18 protein-coding genes are annotated in these 15,146 nt (G+C 42.1%); 1 reads left to right on the top strand and 17 read right to left on the bottom strand.

The annotated features are described in order from the left end of the window. Window positions 1-5 precede the first annotated feature (5 nt). The 7 genes from resA to ACFSCZ_RS10165 form a co-directional block, all read right to left on the bottom strand. On the bottom strand, window positions 6-566 hold the full coding sequence (resA, locus tag ACFSCZ_RS10195; protein ID WP_380773818.1) for a thiol-disulfide oxidoreductase ResA: 561 nt from the start codon (window positions 564-566) through the stop codon (window positions 6-8). Between the two features lie 111 nt (window positions 567-677). After that, window positions 678-1,403, bottom strand: a complete 726-nt coding sequence (locus ACFSCZ_RS10190; protein ID WP_380773817.1) for a pseudouridine synthase — start codon at window positions 1,401-1,403, stop codon at window positions 678-680. Between the two features lie 377 nt (window positions 1,404-1,780). Beyond that, on the bottom strand, window positions 1,781-2,314 hold the full coding sequence (locus tag ACFSCZ_RS10185; protein ID WP_380773816.1) for a spore maturation protein: 534 nt from the start codon (window positions 2,312-2,314) through the stop codon (window positions 1,781-1,783). Between the two features lie 3 nt (window positions 2,315-2,317). After that, complete coding sequence (locus ACFSCZ_RS10180) at window positions 2,318-2,911, bottom strand: nucleoside recognition domain-containing protein (protein ID WP_380773815.1); 594 nt, start codon at window positions 2,909-2,911, stop codon at window positions 2,318-2,320. Then, window positions 2,908-4,041 carry a D-alanyl-D-alanine carboxypeptidase family protein gene (locus tag ACFSCZ_RS10175; RefSeq protein ID WP_380773814.1) on the bottom strand — a complete coding sequence of 378 codons (1,134 nt, stop codon included), beginning with the start codon at window positions 4,039-4,041 and terminating at the stop codon, window positions 2,908-2,910. The genes ACFSCZ_RS10180 and ACFSCZ_RS10175 overlap by 4 nt, the downstream gene beginning before the upstream one ends. 178 nt (window positions 4,042-4,219) lie before the next feature. Then, window positions 4,220-4,789 carry an SMC-Scp complex subunit ScpB gene (gene scpB / locus ACFSCZ_RS10170; RefSeq protein WP_380773813.1) on the bottom strand — a complete coding sequence of 190 codons (570 nt, stop codon included), beginning with the start codon at window positions 4,787-4,789 and terminating at the stop codon, window positions 4,220-4,222. Further along, entirely contained in the window at window positions 4,776-5,534 is a 759-nt protein-coding gene (locus tag ACFSCZ_RS10165; protein WP_380773812.1) for a segregation/condensation protein A, read from the bottom strand. Before ACFSCZ_RS10165 ends, scpB begins: the two co-directional genes overlap by 14 nt. Window positions 5,535-5,684: 150 nt before the next feature. Between ACFSCZ_RS10165 and ACFSCZ_RS10160 the strand changes: the two genes are divergently transcribed. Then, window positions 5,685-6,191: a DUF309 domain-containing protein gene (locus ACFSCZ_RS10160; RefSeq protein ID WP_380773811.1), complete on the top strand. Its 507-nt coding sequence runs from the start codon at window positions 5,685-5,687 to the stop codon at window positions 6,189-6,191. A gap of 2 nt (window positions 6,192-6,193) precedes the next feature. Here the strand turns inward: ACFSCZ_RS10160 and ACFSCZ_RS10155 are convergent, their stop codons facing one another. The 10 genes from ACFSCZ_RS10155 to deoB all read right to left on the bottom strand — a co-directional run bounded on the left by ACFSCZ_RS10155 (window position 6,194) and on the right by deoB (window position 15,076). Then, window positions 6,194-6,565 carry a GNAT family N-acetyltransferase gene (locus ACFSCZ_RS10155; protein WP_380773810.1) on the bottom strand — a complete coding sequence of 124 codons (372 nt, stop codon included), beginning with the start codon at window positions 6,563-6,565 and terminating at the stop codon, window positions 6,194-6,196. Between the two features lie 241 nt (window positions 6,566-6,806). Continuing rightward, window positions 6,807-8,126, bottom strand: coding sequence for a diaminopimelate decarboxylase (gene lysA, locus ACFSCZ_RS10150; RefSeq protein WP_380773809.1), 1,320 nt, complete (start codon window positions 8,124-8,126; stop codon window positions 6,807-6,809). 126 nt (window positions 8,127-8,252) lie between these two features. Then, window positions 8,253-9,740 carry a spore germination protein gene (locus tag ACFSCZ_RS10145; protein ID WP_380773808.1) on the bottom strand — a complete coding sequence of 496 codons (1,488 nt, stop codon included), beginning with the start codon at window positions 9,738-9,740 and terminating at the stop codon, window positions 8,253-8,255. 26 nt (window positions 9,741-9,766) lie between these two features. Next, entirely contained in the window at window positions 9,767-10,192 is a 426-nt protein-coding gene (locus ACFSCZ_RS10140) for a stage V sporulation protein AB (RefSeq protein ID WP_380773807.1), read from the bottom strand. Continuing rightward, window positions 10,179-10,802, bottom strand: a complete 624-nt coding sequence (locus tag ACFSCZ_RS10135; RefSeq protein ID WP_380773806.1) for a stage V sporulation protein AA — start codon at window positions 10,800-10,802, stop codon at window positions 10,179-10,181. The genes ACFSCZ_RS10140 and ACFSCZ_RS10135 overlap by 14 nt, the downstream gene beginning before the upstream one ends. 93 nt (window positions 10,803-10,895) lie before the next feature. Further along, window positions 10,896-11,657, bottom strand: coding sequence for an RNA polymerase sporulation sigma factor SigF (sigF, locus tag ACFSCZ_RS10130; protein ID WP_380773805.1), 762 nt, complete (start codon window positions 11,655-11,657; stop codon window positions 10,896-10,898). A gap of 12 nt (window positions 11,658-11,669) precedes the next feature. After that, window positions 11,670-12,110: an anti-sigma F factor gene (spoIIAB, locus tag ACFSCZ_RS10125; RefSeq protein ID WP_380773804.1), complete on the bottom strand. Its 441-nt coding sequence runs from the start codon at window positions 12,108-12,110 to the stop codon at window positions 11,670-11,672. 1 nt (window position 12,111) lies between these two features. Continuing rightward, the gene (gene spoIIAA / locus ACFSCZ_RS10120; protein ID WP_380773803.1) at window positions 12,112-12,462 is read right to left on the bottom strand and encodes an anti-sigma F factor antagonist; all 351 of its coding nucleotides are present in this window, start codon (window positions 12,460-12,462) and stop codon (window positions 12,112-12,114) included. Window positions 12,463-12,570: 108 nt separating this feature from the next. Further along, on the bottom strand, window positions 12,571-13,734 hold the full coding sequence (locus ACFSCZ_RS10115; protein WP_380773802.1) for a D-alanyl-D-alanine carboxypeptidase family protein: 1,164 nt from the start codon (window positions 13,732-13,734) through the stop codon (window positions 12,571-12,573). A gap of 148 nt (window positions 13,735-13,882) precedes the next feature. After that, complete coding sequence (gene deoB, locus ACFSCZ_RS10110; protein WP_380773801.1) at window positions 13,883-15,076, bottom strand: phosphopentomutase; 1,194 nt, start codon at window positions 15,074-15,076, stop codon at window positions 13,883-13,885. Between the last annotated feature and the right edge of the window lie 70 nt (window positions 15,077-15,146).

The following is a 15,146-nucleotide window of genomic DNA, read 5'->3' as shown; positions in this document are numbered from 1 at the left end:
AATCGTTAGCTCCCCTTAGTAGGTTTAATACTCTCCATCATTTCCTGGATTTTTCTTTCCGTCAACTCGCCTTCCTCCACTTTTATGACCTTTCCTTCAGGATCAACCAAAAGTGTTGCCGGCAAGTTGATCACTCCATACATATTCATAATATCTTTATTCTCATCTTTTAAAACCGGAAAGTCCAGATCATGCTTTTTTATAAATTTATCAATAAGAAATTCCGGCTCGCCGACGTTCACCGCCAATATTTCAACACCTTGATCCTTATATATATGATATTGGTTGTTCATATAAGGCATTTCTCTTTCACACGGCTTGCACCATGTACCCCAAAAATTCAAAAATACCCCTTTTCCCTTATACTCGGACAGCTGGTGATCGACTCCATTCATATCCTCCAAAACAAAGTCCGGAGCCATTGAGCCAGCAGCAACTTTAGATCTATCATCCTTTGTAAAGTTTGCGTATAACGTATAAATAACTGCGGCAGTCATTACTGTTAAAATCGCTGTTCTAATGATAAGCCGCCGCTTCTTTTTCGAAGCTTTGTTATGAGAACTCATGGATGAACCATCCTCCTTCAAGCACAATCATTCGACATATATTATATCATTGTTAAAGATATGCATTGGCGATTCATATGAAGGTTATGTGAAAAATCAGCCTGATACACATCATTGCCCTGTTTGAGCCATAACTTTCAGCTTTTTGACCTCATGTGGCGTTAACTCTCTGAAATCTCCGGCATTTAATCCTTTCAAATCCAGGAAAGCAAGTCTTTCTCTTTTCAGTTTTAAAACAGGATGGCCGACTGCGTCAAACATTCTGCGGACTTGCCGATTTTTTCCTTCGTGAATGGTAATTTCAATAATTGCACTGTTTTTGTTTTTATCACCTGAGAGAAACTTAACCTTCGCGGGAGCTGTTTTGCCGTCCTCCAGCAAGACGCCCCTTTCCAGTTTTTTTAGAGTTTCGCGTGCAGGGATCCCTTTTACTTTGGCAATATAAGTTTTGTTCATTTCATACTTGGGATGCGTCATCAACTGTGTAAATTCACCATCATTGGACAACAACAAAAGACCGGAAGTGTCGTAGTCCAAACGGCCGACAGGGTACACTCTCTCCTCAATGCCGTCAAAAAAATCGGTTACAACCTTTCGGTTTTTATCGTCTTTAACAGCGCTGATCACGCCGCGCGGTTTATAAAACAAAAAGTATTTCTTTTCTTCTTCTACCAAGGGAATCCCGTTTACTTCAACCTTGTCTGCAGCAGACACCTTTGTTCCCAATTCTTTAACGATTTGTCCATTGACTGTTACTTTTCCCTGGACAATTAATTTTTCGGCTTGTCGGCGCGAGGCTATTCCCGCTTGGGCGATCACCTTTTGCAATCTTTCCATATTCTCACCTCTGAGGATGCTTTTCTGTATGAATTATGGCATACCTAAAAGCAAAAACAAAGAATTAATGCTTGAGGAGAATATTTTTCTGTTACAAGGATCTCTGTTCAAAATGGCTGCAGCCGACAGTTACACCTCCTCTTTGAGACACACAAAGTGCAATCATCCTGTTCATCAGTTCACAGCTGAAGGAATCACGATGAGTTAAAGGAATACGACGCTGCAGGCCGGCATTTCGAAAAAGCAGGCATTGATCTTTCATGGGATGTAACACTGCTTTCCTTGTCCTGTGACATTGTTGGGGACTGAGACATTCTGTCCGCCGGGGCTAAGCTGCACCCAATCCTCCAACATGTTTCCAATAAAAAAAGTCCGGCTTATGAGCCGAACAAAATAGTCACTATCGTTATAGCGGCAGCGATGCCGATTACATCTGCAATAAGGCCGACTTTGAGAGCATCCCCCATTTTTTTGATGCCCACTGCCCCAAAATAAACAGTTAAAACATAGAAGGTTGTATCAGTACTTCCCTGAATCGTTGAGGCCATTCTTCCTATAAGTGAATCAGGCCCATGGACAGATATAATATCGCTCATCATACCTAGAGCCGCTGTACCTGAGATCGGCCGTACGAGTGCAAGCGGGACAACTTCCGAAGGTACCCCCACCAGATCCAGAACAGGTTTTACAAGGCCTATAAAGAAATCCAATGCTCCCGAGGCTCTAAAGACAGTTATGGCAACCAGCATCCCTACTAAAAAAGGTATAATAGAAACGGCAATTTTAATTCCCTCTTTGCCGCCTTCTACAAATGATTCATAAGTAGGAATCCTCTTCCATGTTCCATACAGCAAAATGACCGCAATCATGACCGGAACAATCCACAATGAGAAGACCGAAATCAATTGCATATTTTACTTATCTCCCTTTTTAGTCCGCCGATGATAGAAGTACCTGTCTACAATTATGGCTCCGGCCGTAGCGCAAACAGTGGCAACCAGCGTTGTTCCAACAATGTCTGTCGGTCCGGCAGAATTGTAATTCATTCGGATGGCGATCACAGTCGTGGGAATCAGTGTGAACCCGGAAGTATTCAGTGCAAGAAACGTTATCATCGAACGACTTGGATAGGGCTTGCCGCCATTTAACTCTTTCAGCTGCTCCATCGCTTTGATCCCAAGGGGAGTGGCTGCATTTCCAAGCCCGAACATATTGGCAATAATATTGGATAAAATATATCCCACAGCCGGGTGGTCACTCGGAACTTCCGGGAAAAGTTTCATAATCATCGGTTTACATATATTGGACAACTTTTGAAGAAGACCCGCATCTTGTGCAATTCTCATCATACCCAGCCAAAACACAAGCACACTGATCAATCCTATACAAAGAGTTACCGCCTCATTGGCTGAGTGAAAAATCGCTTCGTTCACTTCTTTCATTTTTCCGTTTACTGCAGCAAAAAGAAGACCAATCACTGTCATGGTTACCCAGATGATATTGATCATCGAAGCATCACATCCGTACGAAGGAAGAATAAATCCCGCAGCTTTTTTATCCAGGACTTACTTTCCCGGTTATCTTCCTCCGCCAGGTAAACAGGAATAGTGCGCACTTCCTTGTTTTCAAAGTAAATCACGGCCCTCCCGACCATATCATCCTTTACCTTTTTCATTTCCTTTGGCGGAAGCAATGTATATTCAATCCGGATATCAGAATATTCTTCTTTCATTAGTGGAAATCGTACAGGGTGCTTAATATACAGCTCTCTCTTTCCTTCAAAGGGCTGCACATCCTTTATAACTCCATCCGGCAAAACTTCTACCATGCTAAACTCATCAAAACCATATTCATACATGGCAATATGATCATTCCAGTCATCTGAAGCATGTAACGTCACAGCAATTAAATTTTCATGGCTTCTGGAAGCTGTTGTCACCAGCGTTCTCCCGGCCCTCTTCGTATACCCTGTTTTTCCGCCGGTAGCATACTTATATTTTTCAGTCAGCAGCCTGTTCTTATTTCTCCAGTAGCGAGCGCCCTCTTCATGTTTCTGAGTATAAAACTTAGTCCCTGATATTTCTCTAAAGGTTTCGTTTTGCATCGCATACCGCATAAGAAGAGCCATATCATAGGCGGTTGAATAATGTTTCTCATGACTGTCCAAACCGGAAGGATTTGAAAAGAAGGTATTTGTCATACCGATTTCTTCGGCTTTCGAATTCATCATGAAGGCAAAACCCTCGATGCTCCCGCCTAAATGTTCTGCTATAGCATTTGCTGCATCATTTCCCGAACGAAGCATCAGCCCATATACCAGATCCCTTAGTTTGATTCTTTCCCCGGGTTTAAGATAGATCGATGATCCTTCAGCAAAGGCTGCTGAACGGCTCACTCTGACGGTTTCGTCCATCTTTCCCGATTCAATGGCCAATACTGCCGTCATAATTTTTGTGATCGAAGCGATGCGCCGGACTTCATCAGCTTTTTTTTCATAAAGTACCCGTCCGGAGTCTTGCTCCATTAAAACTGCACTTTCAGCACTGACATCAAAATCCGGGTCACCTTTTTTTGAAAAGGCGGCGAGCATCAATATGATGCTTATAAAAATCAGTGGTATTCCTTTCCATGAAGACATCCTTCCGCCCCTTTCCCTGTTTGTACAAGTCTATGCACCGGACAAGTTGATATGAATAAAAAATAAATTCACCACTTGATGAGATTTGACCGGGGTACATGCAGAAAAATGGCCCTGTCAACACATGGGAAAAAGAAAAAATGATCCCATACAAGGAATCATTTTTTCCACTGTTATGTCATTTGATATCAAAGAGCGGACCTGCACCCTTAAGTGCTGTTTTTTCGGTGACGGGCTCCGGCAATGGAGGAAGTTCTTTTAAATCTGTTAAACCAAAGTGGTCCAGGAATTCCCGGGTAGTGGCATATAAAATAGCTCTGCCAATTCCTTGTCGCCGCCCAGCCTCTCGAATCAGCCCTTTGGATAGCAGTGTTCTGAGAGGGCGATCTGTGTTGACACCCCGGATTTCTTCAATTTCTATTCTGGTGATCGGCTGTTTATAGGCGATGATCGCCAATGTCTCTAATGCTGCCTGAGAAATTGAATGGGCTTGAGGATTCTGAACCATCTTTTTCAGCACATCGGAGCAGTTCCGTTTTGTGACAAGCTGATAAGTTCCTGCTAAGGGTTCGATAGTCAATCCTCTGCTATCATCGGATTCATAATCATTCAGAAGAGCCTCAATGAGCTGTTCCGCCTCTTTTTCTGATACTTCCAGCACCAGCCCTATTTGCTTCAGCGTCAAACCTTCATCTCCAGCAGCAAACAACAGGCTTTCGAGCGCCGCCTTATGATTAACTGCTTTCAAGAATCAATTGCTCCTCTCTCGTAAATAAATAGATGTCTTCAAAATGATGTCTCTGCCATACTTCAATTTTATTTCTCTTCATTAACTCAAGTATAGCCAGGAATGTTATAATGATCATATGCTTGTCTGCAAAAGGAAAAAAAGATGAAAAACAGACTGCCGTTTCACTATGTTCCAGTTTATACAATAACTCTTTCATACGCTGTTCAATTGTGATTTCTGGTCTCGCTACTTTTGCGGTTAATGGCTGGCGGATTCTCTTTCTGCGCAATAGCTTATGATAGGCGCCAATCATATCATAAACCGTTACAGTTCCTGACTGGAGCTTAGTTGTTTCCTCTATAAAACGGGACAGGTCACTTGGCGGCTTTGTGAATATTTCGCTTCTCTCACTTTCTTTTTGCTGGAAAAGGAAAGCAGCTTCTTTAAACCTCTTATATTCTATTAATTGCTCCACAAGCTCCGTTCTGGGATCCTCTTCTTCCTCCGGAAGATCATCACCGGAAACCTCTTCTCTTTGAGGAAGCAGCATCCTGCTTTTGATGGAAAGAAGAGTTGCTGACATGACAAGATATTCACTCGCTTGATCCAGTTCCATCTCCTGCATGGTATGAATATATAAGAGATACTGGTCCGTTATTTCTGCCATTGGAATATCATAAATATCAATTTCCATCCGCTTGATTAGATGCAGGAGAAGATCCAGCGGGCCTTCGAACACTTCAGTTTTTATTTGGTATGACATCCCATATCACCAATTTCGACATAAACATTGATATTTCTACATTATCATCATACAATACTTTCATTATTAAATGGTACTATTTTAGAAATAAACCATTAGATCTATTGGACATACTGATCATTTCATTGTATACGGAAGGAGTTTTCACTGGTGATCTTTCCTTTGCCATATATCGAGTTTCTCACCCATTTTCATGGGGACAGGGATTTTTTTGAATGCCACGAAATATTGGAGGAACATTGGAAGCGAAGTGGAACGGAAAAAGGCTCTGTATGGGTTGGCCTCATTCAGGTGGCTGTTGGCTTTTACCATTATCGCCGGGGGAATAAAAAAGGTGCTTATAAAATGATGGATAAGGCTTATAACATCTTCATTCAAAGGAAAGCGGAAGTTCATTCGCTTGGACTGGATCATCGTGAGCTAATCATAATGATTCAGCAAAGTTATATGGAAATCCAGGCGGATCTCCCCTACCAAGCCAAAGACCTGCCCATTATCGATCTGGAATTGCTGACTGTTTGCAAAGAACGTGTTCGTTCTTGTGGGTGGATTTGGGGCAATAAAGATGATTTTCATGAAGAGATCATTCATAAACATGTGTTAAGAAAGAAAATACCCAGTATCTCACAGGACTCCACAATTATTAAACCCGGATAAGATTACTCATCCGGGTTTTCTTCGTCCTTTAGAAATTTGCACTTTTCAAGAAAGGCTACTGTATCTTCATTGGGTTTCAGCTGCTTGTTTGAATGGAGATCTTTTAGTGCCTTTACCATACATTTTCCAATTCCTTCGTGGCGATGGGAAGGAGTGACACAAATATGCTGGATTTCAATGGTGTCATCATCAATATATGCTCCAAGCAGTCCGATGATATCATCATCTGCTTTCCACAGATAAAGCTGCCTGTTGCCATCTTCCTCATATTGCTTCATCGTCTGTTGAAGCTTTTTTAAATCTTTCACATTGGGCATAAAAGACAGGAGGCCCATTGCAATTTTTTCGTAGGCTTTTTTATAGCGAATTAACATGACTAACCCCTCATCAATACGTTTTCTTTCATCGCTTCTTTATTTATTTGGTACAATAAAAAGCCAGTATATAATCCCCCATACAAGCGACATTGCCAACAAAATGATAAACAGCGTGATATTGCTTTTGCGCAAAAACAAACACTTCACTTTCATCATGATCTATTTGCCAGCTTATCATCAACATCGATCATTTTACCGGTATTTGTTGTTTTTCGCAAACTTTTGGCTGATAACAGGGCTATATCGTGGATTTTTCATTAAATGGAACATCCAGCCTGATTAAATCTTCATATGTTTCTCGCTTGACCACAAGCCTGCTTTTTCCATTCTCCACAAAAACAACCGGAGGTCTTGGAATACGGTTATAGTTATTGGCCATCGCATACCCGTAAGCACCTGTACAAAATACGGCTAAAATGTCATTGGATCCCGGTTCCGGAAGAGGTAAATCCCAAATGAGCATATCTCCGGATTCACAGCATTTGCCTGCGATCGAGACGATGTCATCCTGCTTATCATGAACGCGGTTAGCCAAAACGGCTTCATATTTTGCATCATACAAAGCAGGCCTTATATTATCACTCATTCCTCCGTCAACAGCAATATACTTCCGTATATTTGGGACCTCTTTTTTGGAGCCGATCGAATATAAAGTGGTTCCAGCATCCCCCACAAGTGATCTGCCCGGCTCAATCCAAATCTCCGGCATAGGCATGGAAAGGCGTTTTGTTTCCTTTCTGACTTCCGTGATCAGTTCTTCTACATACTGTTCCGGCAGAAGAGGTTTGTCTTCCTCAGTGTAACGGATCCCAAATCCGCCGCCAAGATTTAATACTTTTGGAGTGAACTGATATTCATTTTTCCACTCGCTCAGTTTTTCCAAAACTTTTTTTGCTGCGTGGATAAAACCCGATGTTTCAAAGATCTGTGATCCAATATGGCAATGGGTTCCCAAAACGTTGAGATATCCGCTTTCCAAAGCGACAGCGAGTGCTGTTTCTGCCTGTCCGTTTTCCAGGTCAAAGCCAAATTTGGAATCTTCCTGTCCTGTCAGAATATAATCATGTGTATGAGCTTCAATCCCCGGGGTAACTCGAAGCAGAATATTGACATGTTGGTTTCTTTCCTGGCATAAATGGTGGAGCATATGAAGCTCGTGGAAATTATCTACGACAATACAGCCGATCTGATACTCCAGTGCCATTTCCAGTTCTTCTTCACTCTTGTTATTTCCATGAAAATGCACCTTTTCCAAAGGGAAATTTGCAGCAATTGCCGTATATAATTCTCCGCCGGATACCACATCCAACGACAGTCCTTCTTCATGAACCAGCTGAAGCATGGCAATGGAGGAGAACGCTTTACTTGCGTATGCAACCTGCGATTTAACGCCATGCTTATCAAACATTTTTTTAAAGGATCGTGCCCGGCTTCGGATTAATTCTACATCATATACATATAATGGTGTTCCGTATTTTTCCACTAGTTCTACCGTATCGCATCCGCCAATTTCAAGATGGCCCTCTCCATTCACAGATGCTGTCCCGTGTAAGTACATCTTATTCCCCCTTACTGGCATCTACAATCAACAAAGCAATCGGTTGTACACCGATTGCTTTATAGATATACAAACCCTATTAAGTAAGCATAACTTTATCATAATTGGTGCATTTCTGCAATGGTCTTATGACTTGTTATGCGGCTGGCGAAAACGATTCCGCGGGTGTACTATGCTTGGCCGCAAGATACTTCCAGGCACTGAACGCCTGATCAGAATGTGTAGAAAAGCCTTCGGACTGAACGGAAGCAACGGCCACATATAAGGCGCATTTAAAGGCCGTAAAGACACCAGATATAAGATATAAATTGTGATGCCCACAATAAGCCCCGGTACTTTAAACAAGGCGACCAAGATGAGCAAGCCCATTCGAATCATTTTATTAGCCACACTTAACTCGTAACTTGGGGTGGCAAATGTACCTATGGCCGCAACGGATACATAGAGGATCACTTCAGAGTGGAATAAGCCGACATCTACCGCGATCTGTCCGATTAATACAGCGGCAATTAATCCCATGGCGGTTGAAAGCGGTGTAGGTGTATGAATGGCTGCAATCCTCAGAAATTCAATCCCCAAATCCGCAATCAGCAGCTGGACGATTAAAGGGACATCCGATTCTTTATTGGGACCAATATACGAAAGGTTCTCCGGAAGCAGAGAAGGCTCGATTGAATACAAAAACCACAATGGCAATACAAAGATAGAAGCCCAAATTCCAAGAAATCTTGTCCATCGGACAAATGTCCCAACAGCAGGGGACTGGCGGTATTCTTCGGCATGCTGAACATGGTGAAAATAAGTGGCAGGCGCAATCATGACACTGGGAGATGTATCTATAAAAATTAACACATGGCCTTCGAGCAGATGCATCGCCCCCACATCCGCCCTTTCCGTATACCTGACAAGCGGATAGGGATTGTATCCCTGCTTCATTAAATATTCCTCGACAGTTTTATCGGTCATGGAAATACCATCAATATCTATTTCTTTAATTTCTTTTCTAATCGTTTCGATTAACTGCGGATTGGCAACATCCTCAATATAACCGATGGCAATGTCAGTCTTTGATCTTTCGCCTACCTTGAAAATTTCAAACCGTAAATTTTCATCTCTGATCCGCCGTCTTGTCAGGGCAGTATTCATGATAATATTTTCAACATAGCCATCCCGGGATCCCCTGACAACTTTTTCAGTATCCGGCTCTTCCGGGGTCCTGCCCGGATAACTCCGGACATCTACAATAATTGCGCGCTTTTCACCTTCTACCACAATGGCCAATAAGCCCGACAACACCTGATCAGTCATTTCATCTATTGTTTTTGCTGTTTCCACTGATTCATGAACGAGCCTGTTCTGTACGATATCAAATACATTTTTGGCAGGCTTTTCCCGTTCGTTTAACTCCACAAGCTCTTTGATCAACTCTATGATAAAAGCGGTATCACAAAGCCCGTTGACATAGTAAAAGTGAATGTTTGTTTTCAAAATGACGAGCTTTCGGATACCAATATCAAAGCTGGTTCCCAGCCCCACTCTTTCTTCATAATATTTCTCCAAAACATCAAGATCTTCCGGAATCTCCTTAAAGTTCTTTTCGGCCTGATTTTTCATTCAAGCAACTCCTTTCCAGAGGCTCTTTAATAATTGGCGAAAAAAAGCCATTGAAACAACGAACCCACCAGTTTGCCGAGTACCAGTCCCATTAATAAAGTAATTAACATACCGTCCATTCCTATTCTTTTCGACATAATGGGCAGTACATTCAAAACCTCTGTAAGAGCAGCAGCAAGCATACCTATAAACATCCCGCTGGCAAATCCGACAGGAATCAAAAATGCAGCTCCAACCGGAACGGATATATTATTTAGATCAGCAAAACTTGCCAAAACGACGCTGAATATAACCGCCCATTCATAAACATGAATATACTCACCCGTTTTTGTGAGCTGCGTCAGGCGCGGGATGATACCAAGAACAGTTAAAAAGGCGACAAAGCCAATTCCTACAGCAATCCCGCCGGAAAGCCCGACGAAGATCACCGCAATCGATTTAAGGATCGTCATGATATTTCGCGCTTTCTTTATGCTTATTCAAAACTACATATTGATCCAAATCTTGCTGGTAATTAAACATCTCAATTTCCAGCGGACTGGGCTCTTCGTTGATTCTTTTTTTGAAAACATGGTTAAAAAATAAAACCATCCCAACTCCAAGTCCCAACGAATAAGGAATTTGAACAATATAGGGAGTCGAGTTCATCTTTCCGGTCATCATCCAATAAATCTTTTGATGCATGGCCTGCATGCTTGTTTCCTCATGAAAGTTTATAATTGCAAGTCCTGATCCGATAAACAGCAAAAGCCAGACAAGGGCAAATAACAGCGGCGAAGCTTTTTTTCTTTGCTCTTCCATTTCAAAAATCGTTTCAGTCGGTCCAATAATTTGAATGTCTGCATCAGGATAACGCCGCTTTATTTTACGGACAACTGAAATGACATCCAGTACAAAAAATTTTTTTTCAATGTTAGATGTATTTTTCAGTACCGTGATTTCATGCAGGTCCTTCAACCCTTCAGGAACAATGATATGAGCTATGTCCTGGAGCTTTAATATATCGCCCCTTTTTATTTTCAATCGGTGTTTCATTTGAAGATAGATTGAGTTCTCCATCATTCCACTTCCTGCATCATTTGTGTATGAGATAGTATGCTACATTGTTGTTCCGGCCATGCATGTAAACATAAAAAATCGCATGGATCTTCCCGTTCAGGAAGTATCCATGCGATCTTTCATTTGTTCCAATATCTTTTTTTCAAGACGGGAAACTTGCACTTGTGAAATTTCCAGTCTCTTAGCTACCTCAGACTGCGTTTGGTCTTTATAATATCTCAGATAAACAATGAGGCGCTCACGCTCATCCAGATCTCTGATAGCCTCCTCCAAAGCGATTTTATCAAACCACTTATGTTCATTATGATCCGACAGCTGATCCATTAAGGTAATTGGATCGCCGTCATTTTCATACACAGTTTCATGGATCGATGCCGGCGTGCGCCCTGCATCTTGTGCCAAAATAACATCTTCCACCGGGACTTCCAAATACTCCGCAATCTCCGATACGGTTGGTACCCTGCCATGGTTTTTTGCCAATTCATCTTTTGACCTTCTAATTTTATTGCTTAGTTCTTTTAAGGAACGGCTTACCTTCACCGTACCATCATCCCGGATAAACCGCTGGATTTCTCCAATAATCATAGGAACAGCATAAGTGGAGAATTTCACATCATAGGAGAGGTCAAACTTATCAACAGATTTTAACAGTCCAATGCTTCCAATCTGGAATAGATCATCCGGTTCGTAACCCCTGTTTAAGAAGCGCTGAACGACAGACCAAACGAGTCTCATGTTTTTTTCCACGAGAAGATCCCGCGCTTCCTGATCTCCATCCTGGCTTCTTCTGATATACTCTTTCACCTCTTCATCCGTTAAAAACGATTTGCTTGAGTCTTTCTTAAGTTCCACATCCATAGGCGCGGCTCCTTAATTGCACAACGCTTTATTTTTCGTTACATACTTAATTAAACGTATCGTTGTGCCTGTCCCTGGCTCGGATTGGATTTCCAGGTGATCCGTAAAGTTTTCCATAATGGTAAACCCCATTCCTGACCGTTCCATTTCCGGCTTTGTGGTAAATAACGGCTGCCTGGCTTCATCAATGTCTGAAATACCGACACCCGTATCTTTAATCACCAAGTCGATTTTTCCATCTTCGATTACAGCTGAAATAGTAACAATTCCGGCAGGATTCTGCTCATACCCGTGTATAATGGCATTGGTAACAGCTTCTGATACGACGGTCTTGATCTCAGTCATTTCATCGAGAGTTGGATCCAGCTGTGCAATAAACGCGGCAACTGTAACCCTTGCAAAGGATTCATTTTGGCTGAGTGCACTAAATTGAATTTGCATCTCGTTTCTCATATCAGGCAACCCCCAATCTTTCAAGTGCAAATTTTTCTGAAGACTCCAAACGGATGATTTTGAATAGACCGGACATTTCAAATAACCGTTTGACTGGGGGAGAAATGGAACACACAACCATCTCTCCCTGTCTCATTTTAATTTGCTTGTATCTTCCAAGGATCACACCGAGTCCTGAACTGTCCATAAAGGTCAGCTTCTCCAGATTTAAGACGAGATGCATAATATCATGTTTTTCAATTGCTTCCGTAATTCTGCTGCGTAAATCTTCAGATGTATGATGATCCAATTCTCCGGAAAGACGGATACATAAAACGTCCTCCATCACTTCTATGTCAATACTTAACCCCACATGCATGGCCTCCTTATGAATCGTATAGGGAGTGATTCTACACCCATGCACTCGAATCCTTCTTCATGACAAAACTAGAAGTGATTCGCTAATCTTATGGAATTTTCATCATTTCGCTTGAGTAAACAGACCAAACGATCTTTTGTACAGCTGCCACCAAGATGCCTTTTTGACGTTTTTTCCAGCAATTAATTCGGATTCAGCCAGCTGCTTTCCATCTTTTTGAATGATGATTTTGCCGACAGTATCCCCCTTCTTAACAGGTGCTTTAATATTTTTATTCAGTTTTACTTCAGTAGAATAGTCTGTGATTTTTTCGCCTTTTTTTGTCAAAATAGAGATCGGTTCACTGGTCTGCGCGTGGATCTCTTTTACATGTCCTTTGCTTACTTTCACTTTTCCAAGGTTCTCTCCTTTTTTATACAATGAATGAGAGGAATATTGGGAAAATGCATAATCCAGCATTTTAGTAATCTGCGCATTTCGGCTTTTCGATGTGGGTGCTCCGAATACGACAGCAATCACGCGCATCCCGTCTTTTTTGGCCGTTGCAGTCAGACAATATTTTGCTTCGCTCGTAAATCCTGTTTTCAGGCCGTCTACTCCTGGATAGAAGCGGACAAGCTTGTTTGTATTGACAAGCCAAAACTTCTTATCCGAATCCTCCCTTAAATAAGATTCGTATTGCTTTGTGAAATCAGTAATTCCCTCATATTTAAGGAGCTCTTTTGCCATAATCGCCATATCATGTGCCGTACTGTAATGGTCTTTGGCTGACAAACCTGTCGGGTTTTGAAATTTTGTGTTTTTAAGCCCTAGCTCCTTTGCCCGCTCATTCATTCTGGCGACAAAAGCTTCCTCTGTCCCGGCAATCTTTTCGGCCATTGCTACGGAAGCATCATTGGCAGATGCAATAGCAATGCCCAGCAGCATTTCCTCTACCGTCATTTCTTCCCCGGGCTCCAGAAAAATTTGTGACCCGCCCATGGAAGCAGCATACTCACTTGTACGAACTTTTTCATCCATCGAAATCTGTCCGCTATCCAGCGCTTCCATAATCAGCAGCATCGTCATCACTTTTGTCATGGATGCAGGAGGAAGCTTTTCATGGCTGTTCTTATCGTACAAAATGGTCCCTGTATCCCTTTCTATTAAAATGGCTGACTTTGAATCATCCGCCAGTTCCTTTTCCTTCTCTTCAGCTAAAGCGGGCTGTGTTATTAGAGAAAATATGAGCAAAAAAGAACATAAGAAAACAGCTGGCCTTTTCATCCTAACCCCTCCATATTTTTAGTAAAAACGGTAATGATTACCAACTATCACCATTCTGTCCCGGAAGGGTTTTTTTATACTTTAAAATAAAAAAAAGACCCGGGCCTGACACCCTGGTCTTCAGATATAGTCATGAATTCTTTCCTTCTTAGCTATCAGTGGTCAATAAGGGGAGAAAGCTGTCCCCTGCCCCATTCCATCGAATGCCAAAGTTATCAGCAATCGTTGCACCGACATCGGCAAATGTTTTTCGGACCGGAAGCTCTTTCCCTTTGTTAAACCGCTTAGAGTACACAAGTAAAGGCACGTATTCTCTTGTATGGTCCGTTCCATGATGAGTTGGATCATTTCCATGGTCCGCTGTAATGATCAATAAATCATCAGTGCGCATCCTGTCTAAAATCTCCGGAATCCGAGCATCAAATTGTTCCAATGCCTCCGCATATCCCTCCGGATTTCTGCGATGGCCGAATTTCGCATCAAAATCCACCAGGTTTGTAAAACTAAGTCCTATGAAATCTTCATCCATCACTCGGACAAGCTGATCCATTCCTTCCATATTTGATGTTGTTCTCATCGATTGTGTAATACCTTCACCATCATAAATATCATAAATTTTCCCGATCGCTATCACATCAAAATTCCGATCTTTCAGCTCGTTCATAACAGTGCGGTCAAATGGCTTCAATGCATAATCCCTGCGATTTCCGGTCCGGTGGAAATGACCCGGAGTTCCTGCGAATGGCCGGGCAATCACCCGCCCAACCTTAAACTCCTCGTTCCTTGTCAGCTCTCTGGCCTGTTCGCAGATGTGGTACAGCTCATTAAGAGGAATGATATCCTCGTGGGCAGCAATCTGCAAAACGGAATCCGCAGAAGTATAAACAATTAAACTTCCGGTTTTCATATGCTCGGGACCCAGTCTCTCAATAATTTCCGTACCGCTTGCCGGTACGTTGCCAATCACTGTTCTTCCAGAAGCTTCTTCCAGCCTTGTAACCAATAATTCAGGAAAGCCATTGGGAAATACTTTAAACGGATGACTTGTAATGAGACCCATAATTTCCCAATGACCTGTCAGCGTATCTTTGCCCCGGGAAGCCTCTTGCATTTTTGTATAAAAAGCAAGGGGGATTTCCGCTTTTTTAATCCCTTTGATTTCCTTTATGTTTGACAATCCAAGTCTCCCGATATTCGGCATTTTCAGTCCATTGACCTTCTCTGCAATATTTCCGAGGGTATCTGCACCCAGATCATTAAAATCTTTTGCGTCAGGTGCTTCACCTATTCCGACAGAATCAAGCACAATAACATGGACTCTCTTATATTGTGAACTCTCCATTATCATCCCTCCATACACAACCTTATATTTCCCTAAAGGTATCATACCCTTTTAAAGACGGTAAAAAAAC

This window comes from Siminovitchia sediminis (assembly GCF_042680885.1).
Taxonomy (GTDB): Bacteria; Bacillota; Bacilli; order Bacillales; family Bacillaceae_C; genus Siminovitchia; species Siminovitchia sediminis.
Note: the sequence above shows the minus strand (reverse complement) of the source record. Positions and strands in the feature narration are given on the sequence as shown.

Coding starts and splice junctions, on each gene's coding strand:
- resA (WP_380773818.1), bottom strand. CDS start 566: ATGAGTTCTCATAACAAAGCTTCGAAAAAGAAGCGGCGGCTTATCATT.
- ACFSCZ_RS10190 (WP_380773817.1), bottom strand. CDS start 1,403: ATGGAAAGATTGCAAAAGGTGATCGCCCAAGCGGGAATAGCCTCGCGC.
- ACFSCZ_RS10185 (WP_380773816.1), bottom strand. CDS start 2,314: ATGCAATTGATTTCGGTCTTCTCATTGTGGATTGTTCCGGTCATGATT.
- ACFSCZ_RS10180 (WP_380773815.1), bottom strand. CDS start 2,911: ATGATCAATATCATCTGGGTAACCATGACAGTGATTGGTCTTCTTTTT.
- ACFSCZ_RS10175 (WP_380773814.1), bottom strand. CDS start 4,041: ATGTCTTCATGGAAAGGAATACCACTGATTTTTATAAGCATCATATTG.
- ACFSCZ_RS10165 (WP_380773812.1), bottom strand. CDS start 5,534: ATGTCATACCAAATAAAAACTGAAGTGTTCGAAGGCCCGCTGGATCTT.
- ACFSCZ_RS10155 (WP_380773810.1), bottom strand. CDS start 6,565: ATGTTAATTCGCTATAAAAAAGCCTACGAAAAAATTGCAATGGGCCTC.
- lysA (WP_380773809.1), bottom strand. CDS start 8,126: ATGTACTTACACGGGACAGCATCTGTGAATGGAGAGGGCCATCTTGAA.
- ACFSCZ_RS10145 (WP_380773808.1), bottom strand. CDS start 9,740: ATGAAAAATCAGGCCGAAAAGAACTTTAAGGAGATTCCGGAAGATCTT.
- ACFSCZ_RS10140 (WP_380773807.1), bottom strand. CDS start 10,192: ATGACGATCCTTAAATCGATTGCGGTGATCTTCGTCGGGCTTTCCGGC.
- ACFSCZ_RS10135 (WP_380773806.1), bottom strand. CDS start 10,802: ATGATGGAGAACTCAATCTATCTTCAAATGAAACACCGATTGAAAATA.
- sigF (WP_380773805.1), bottom strand. CDS start 11,657: ATGGATGTGGAACTTAAGAAAGACTCAAGCAAATCGTTTTTAACGGAT.
- spoIIAB (WP_380773804.1), bottom strand. CDS start 12,110: ATGAGAAACGAGATGCAAATTCAATTTAGTGCACTCAGCCAAAATGAA.
- ACFSCZ_RS10115 (WP_380773802.1), bottom strand. CDS start 13,734: ATGAAAAGGCCAGCTGTTTTCTTATGTTCTTTTTTGCTCATATTTTCT.
- deoB (WP_380773801.1), bottom strand. CDS start 15,076: ATGGAGAGTTCACAATATAAGAGAGTCCATGTTATTGTGCTTGATTCT.